Below are 5,021 nucleotides of genomic sequence, written 5' to 3' on the forward strand. Positions count from 1 at the left end.
CGGCTGGCGTTGCGCGTGCCGCTGCAGGACATCGCGCGGCAGCAGCCGCCGCTGGCGTTGCACGCGCTGATCGCCCGCCTCGACCGCCTGATCAGCGCCGAGTGGTACATGGCGCTGCAGGGCCTGGACGCGATCGCACCGGCCCGCGTGTTCGGTGCATTTGCCTGGCAGGCGCTTACCGGGCTGCCGTATGTGCACGCCCGGTCGGACATCGATCTGCTGTGGCAGGTGCACACGCCGGAAGTCGCCGACCGCCTGGTGCAGCGGCTGCAGGCGTGGGAAGTACGCGAAGGCCGGCGCGTGGACGGTGAACTCTGCCTGCCCGGCGGCGCGGCAGTGAACTGGCGCGAGTACGCCGGCAGCGCGCGGGAGGTTCTCATCAAACGCACCGACGGCGCCATGCTGGCACCGCGCGACACCTTGTTCCTGCCCACCGGTGTTGCCGCATGAACGCGCTGGCGCAGGCGCGTGTTCCGGCGGTTGCAGCGGTCGACTGCGCGCGCCTGGGCCGGCTGGCCATCGTCAGCCTGCACGCCGAACTGGCCTGCGCGCCCAAGCCGGGGCTGGTGACGCCATTCGACCGCGGCAGCCACACCGACATGGACGCCGGCAGCTTCCTGCGCAGCCTGTTCGCGCTGCGCCACTACTTCCGCAACGTGGCCCAGGCCGGCGCTGACGACGCGCCCTTCTCCGTGTTGCGCGACCATGGCATCGCTGCCGAAGCCGCGATGCTGCGCGCTACCGGCGGCATCAATACCCATCGCGGCGCGATCTTCAGCCTGGGCCTGCTGGTGGCCGCGGCGGCCACCTGCCGGCGCGAGCACAGCGGCCGGATCACCGCTGAGGCGGTGTGCATGGCCGTACAGCGCTGGGCACCGGCGCTGGCCGTGGCCCCGCTGGATCCCGACAGCCCCGGCCAACGCGCACGTGCACAACACGGCATCGCCGGGGTGCGCGAGCAGGCCATCGCCGGCTATCCGCTGCTGCGCGGCATCGGCGTGCCCGTCCTGCGCGATGCGCTGGCGGCCGGGTTGCCGCGTGAGGCTGCGCTGTGCCACACGTTGATGCACCTGCTGGCGCACACCGATGACCTCAATCTGCTGCATCGCGGCGGCGCGCAGGGGCTGGCGTGGGCACGTGCGCAGGCAGCACGCTTCATCGCCGATGGCGGCGCCTTCGCCCCGCAGTGGCGCAGCCGCCTGCAGCAGCTCGGCGATGCCTTCGTGGCACGCCGGCTCAGCCCCGGCGGCAGTGCCGATCTGCTGGCCTGCAGCTGGTTCCTGCTGCAGCAGGAGCGCGCATGAGCCTCGCCCTGCTCTGCCCCGGCCAAGGCGCGCAGCATCCGGCGATGTTCGACCGGGTGCGCAACCTGCCTGCCGCACGCGCCGTGCTCGACACGGCCACCGCACTGCTGGGCCGCGACGTGACCGCCGCGGCGGCGGCAGACGATCGCTTCGACAACGCGGTAGCGCAGCCGCTGTTGTGCGCGGCCAGCCTGGCGCACTGGCAGGGTCTGCGCGAGCAGCTGCCGCCGCCTGCACTGGTGGCCGGCTACAGCATCGGTGAACTGGCCGCGCAGTCCATCGCCGGCAGCTTCAGTGCGGCCACCTGCCTGACGCTGGCATCCGAGCGCGCGCAGCTGATGGATGCCGCCAGTCCGCCCGACGCGGGCATGCAGGCGCTGCTGGGCCTGCCGCGTGCGGTGGTCCAGGCGCTGTGCGACACGCACGGCGCCTACATCGCGATTGCCAACGGCCCCGATCATTTCATCCTGGGCGGGCGCAGCGCGGCACTGCGCGCACTGGCCGCGGACGCCGTGCAGCAGCGTGCCGAGGTGCGCGTGCTGCCGGTGCATGTGCCGGCGCATACGCCGCTGCTGGCCAGCGCCGCCGACGGTTTTGCCCAGGTACTCGCGCAGGCACCGCTGCAGGCGCCGCAGTGGCAGGTACTGGCAGGTATCGATGCGCAGCCGGTACGCACGCGTGCCGCGCTGGAACACAGCCTGGCCGCGCAACTGGCACAGACCATCGAATGGGCACAGCTGATGCGCCAGGCATTCGAGCGCGGCGCGCGGGTGTTCCTTCAACTGGGCCCGGGCACCGCACTGGCGCGCATGGTGGCCAGCGCCTATCCGTGCTGCGAGGTGCGCGCGGTGGAAGAGTTCCAGCAGCTGGCGGGTGCGGCGGCGTGGGTACATGCCGCGCTGGGCCGGCAGCAATGAAGGTGGGAGTTGCCTGTAACACGCCGTAACCCGGGATGGCGGGTTTCCATCCTTGCTGTACGCGAGTCAAGTGTCTGGGAGGGCGCATGAGTCCACAAGTCGCAACGATCATCGGTCTGGTGATCATGTTCATCGTCGCCACCGCCCTGCCGATCAACATGGGTGCGGTCGCGTTCGCGTTGGCCTTCATCATCGGCGGCGTGTTCGTCGGCATGGAAGGCAAAGAAGTGCTGGGCGGATTCCCCGGGGATCTGTTCCTGACCCTGGTCGGCATCACCTACCTGTTTTCCATCGCCCAGAAGAACGGCACCATCGACCTGCTGGTGCATTGGGCGGTGCGTGCGGTACGTGGGCGCATCGTGGCCATTCCGTGGGTGATGTTCGTGGTGACCGCCGTGCTGACCGCGTTCGGTGCGCTGGGACCGGCCGCCGTGGCGATCATCGGCCCGGTGGCGCTGCGGTTTGCCAAGCAGTACAGGATCAACCCGCTGCTGATGGGCCTGCTGGTCATCCATGGCGCGCAGGCCGGCGGGTTCTCGCCGATCAGCGTGTACGGCAGCATCACCAATGGCGTGGTGCAGAAGGCCGGGCTGGAAGTGACCGAGATGGCGGTGTTCCTGACCAGCCTGGGCTTCAACTTCATGATGGCCATGATCTGCTTCTTCGCCTTCGGCGGCGTGGCGCTGTTGCGTCGCGGTGCGGTGTCGGTGGGCGGTGGCGTGGGCACGGCCGAGCTGGCGATGGCCGGTGGGCCGCAGGCGTCCTCGCGCCAGTTCGCGATCGAAGGCCACGGCGCGCTGGTGTCGGCCGGTGGTGGCACGCTGTCCAACGACCCCGATGCGCTGGAGGCGGTGGGCATCACCCGCGAGCGCGTGTTCACCCTGGTCGGCCTGCTCGGGCTGGGCGTGGCCGCGCTCATCTACAACCTCAACGTGGGCCTGGTGTCGATCACCGTCGCAGTGGCGTTGGCGCTGCTGTCGCCGAAGAGCCAAAAGGGCGCGGTGGACGGCATCAGCTGGTCCACGGTGCTGCTGATCTGCGGCGTGGTGACCTACATCGGCGTGCTGCAGGAAGCGGGCGCGGTCGATTTCATCGGCAATGGCGTGTCGCAGATCGGCATTCCGCTGCTGGGCGCGCTGCTGGTCTGCTACGTGGGTGGTATCGTCTCGGCGTTCGCCTCGTCGGCTGCGGTGCTGGGCGCCACCATCCCGCTGGCGGTGCCGTTCCTGATGCAGGGGCACCTGGGCGCGGCGGGCGTGATCTGCGCGCTGGCGGTGTCCTCGACCATCGTGGATGTCAGCCCGTTCTCGACCAACGGTGCGCTGGTGGTGGCGTCGGCGGCCAAGGAAGAACGCGAATCGCTGTTCCGCCAGTTCCTGATCTACAGCGGCCTGGTGGTTGCCTTCGGCCCGCTGCTGGCCTGGCTGGTGTTCGTGGTGCCGGGCTGGATGTAAGGGCTCGCGTTGGCGCCCCCTGACCTAGGGGGCGTTCCACCCGGAAGGATGATGTCCGGGCCGGTCGACGAACGGAGGGATTACAATTCCGCATGGCCATTGCTCCCGCACCCCGCTCGACCAAGAAGCGCGCCCCGCTGTACGAAGAGGTAGCCGAGCATGTGCGCGAGCGCATCTACGACTACCGCCTGCCCCCGGGCGAGTGGATCGACGAACCGGCGCTGTGCGAGGAACTGGGCATCAGCCGCACCCCGCTGCGCGAGGCGCTGAAGCTGCTGGCCGCCGAAGGCCTGGTGCAGATCGATGCCGGGCGCGGATGCCGGGTGACCCGGTTGACGCTGGAGGACCTGAACCAGCTGTTTCCGGTGATGGCGATGCTGGAAGGCCGCTGCGCGCACGAGGCCGTCAAGCATATCGACGACGCCGGCGTGCAGCTGCTGGAAGACCTGCACGCGGCCATGGAGGCCGCCGCCGCCGAGGGCAACATCGCCGAGTACTACCGCAACAACTACCTCATCCACGAAACCGTGCAGCACTACGCCGGCAACCCGTGGCTGATCCGCATCACCCACGACCTGCACCGCATCCTGAAGATGCACCGCGGCCGCCAGCTGCTGGCGCCGGGCCGCACCGCGCAGTCGCTGGCCGAACATCGCGAACTGATGGCCTGCTTCCGCCAGCGCGACGCGGAAGGCGCCGAGCGCACGATGGAACGGCACCTGCTCAGCCAGGGGCAGGCACTGGCCGCCTATGTCGCGTCGGGCGGCCTGCTGAACGTACCCGCGCCGCTGCCCACCGAGGGTGGCAGCTGACAGATCGGTAGTGCCGGCCGCTGGCCGGCTCCCCGCAGAATCCCCCCGGGTAGTGCCGGCCGCTGGCCGGCTCCTCACGATCCAACATGGTGCAGAGCCGGCCAGCGGCCGGCACTACCATGCACCGATATTCCGGGTGCTGCGCCATGCACCGACCAACGGTCGGTGCGTTCCAGGCGCCGATGTGCCGGGTGCTGCGCGATGCACCGACCAACGGTCGGTGCGTTCCAGGCGCCGATGTTCCATGTGCCCCGCAACGAAACGCGTCCACCCACCGCCATCACCGCGTGGGCCGCGTTTCGCGCAGGGTCCACATCACCGGCAGCACCAGCAGCGCGACCACGGCGATCATGGCGCCGGGTGCCGCCGCCCAGCCGGTGTGGCGCACCAGCAGCTCGGCCAGCAGCGGCGTGGCGCCGCCGAAGAACGCGGTGGCCATGGTGACTCCCAGCGCCAGGCCGCTGAGGCGGCCTTCGCCAGGGAACTGTTCCGCCGTGGCCGGCGCGGCCACCGCGCTCACGCCACCGGCCAGGC

Annotated in this window: 5 protein-coding genes and 1 pseudogene; 5 read left to right on the forward strand and 1 reads right to left on the reverse strand. The window is 70.1% G+C overall.

What is annotated here, in order from left to right:
- The 5 genes from mdcG to DBR34_RS17355 all read left to right on the forward strand — a co-directional run.
- A partial coding sequence (mdcG, locus tag DBR34_RS17335) for a malonate decarboxylase holo-[acyl-carrier-protein] synthase (protein ID WP_258224069.1) occupies positions 1 to 450 on the forward strand: 450 nt, incomplete at its 5' end.
- Positions 447 to 1,304, forward strand: coding sequence for a triphosphoribosyl-dephospho-CoA synthase MdcB (gene mdcB / locus DBR34_RS17340; RefSeq protein ID WP_128097708.1), 858 nt, complete (start codon positions 447 to 449; stop codon positions 1,302 to 1,304). The genes mdcG and mdcB, both read left to right, overlap by 4 nt.
- A complete protein-coding gene (gene mdcH / locus DBR34_RS17345) occupies positions 1,301 to 2,221 on the forward strand; it encodes a malonate decarboxylase subunit epsilon (protein ID WP_128097709.1) in 921 nt (306 codons plus the stop codon). Before mdcB ends, mdcH begins: the two co-directional genes overlap by 4 nt.
- Positions 2,222 to 2,307: 86 nt before the next feature.
- Positions 2,308 to 3,675: an SLC13 family permease gene (locus DBR34_RS17350; RefSeq protein WP_128097710.1), complete on the forward strand. Its 1,368-nt coding sequence runs from the start codon at positions 2,308 to 2,310 to the stop codon at positions 3,673 to 3,675.
- Between the two features lie 92 nt (positions 3,676 to 3,767).
- Complete coding sequence (locus tag DBR34_RS17355) at positions 3,768 to 4,487, forward strand: GntR family transcriptional regulator (RefSeq protein ID WP_128097711.1); 720 nt, start codon at positions 3,768 to 3,770, stop codon at positions 4,485 to 4,487.
- A 280-nt stretch (positions 4,488 to 4,767) separates the two neighbouring features.
- On the opposite strand, the pseudogene DBR34_RS23750 reads toward DBR34_RS17355, so the two are convergent.
- A pseudogene (locus DBR34_RS23750) lies at positions 4,768 to 5,021 on the reverse strand (MFS transporter); the annotation flags it as partial.

This window comes from Stenotrophomonas sp. HMWF003 (assembly GCF_003061285.1).
In the GTDB taxonomy this organism is placed as follows: Bacteria; Pseudomonadota; Gammaproteobacteria; order Xanthomonadales; family Xanthomonadaceae; genus Stenotrophomonas; species Stenotrophomonas maltophilia_AP.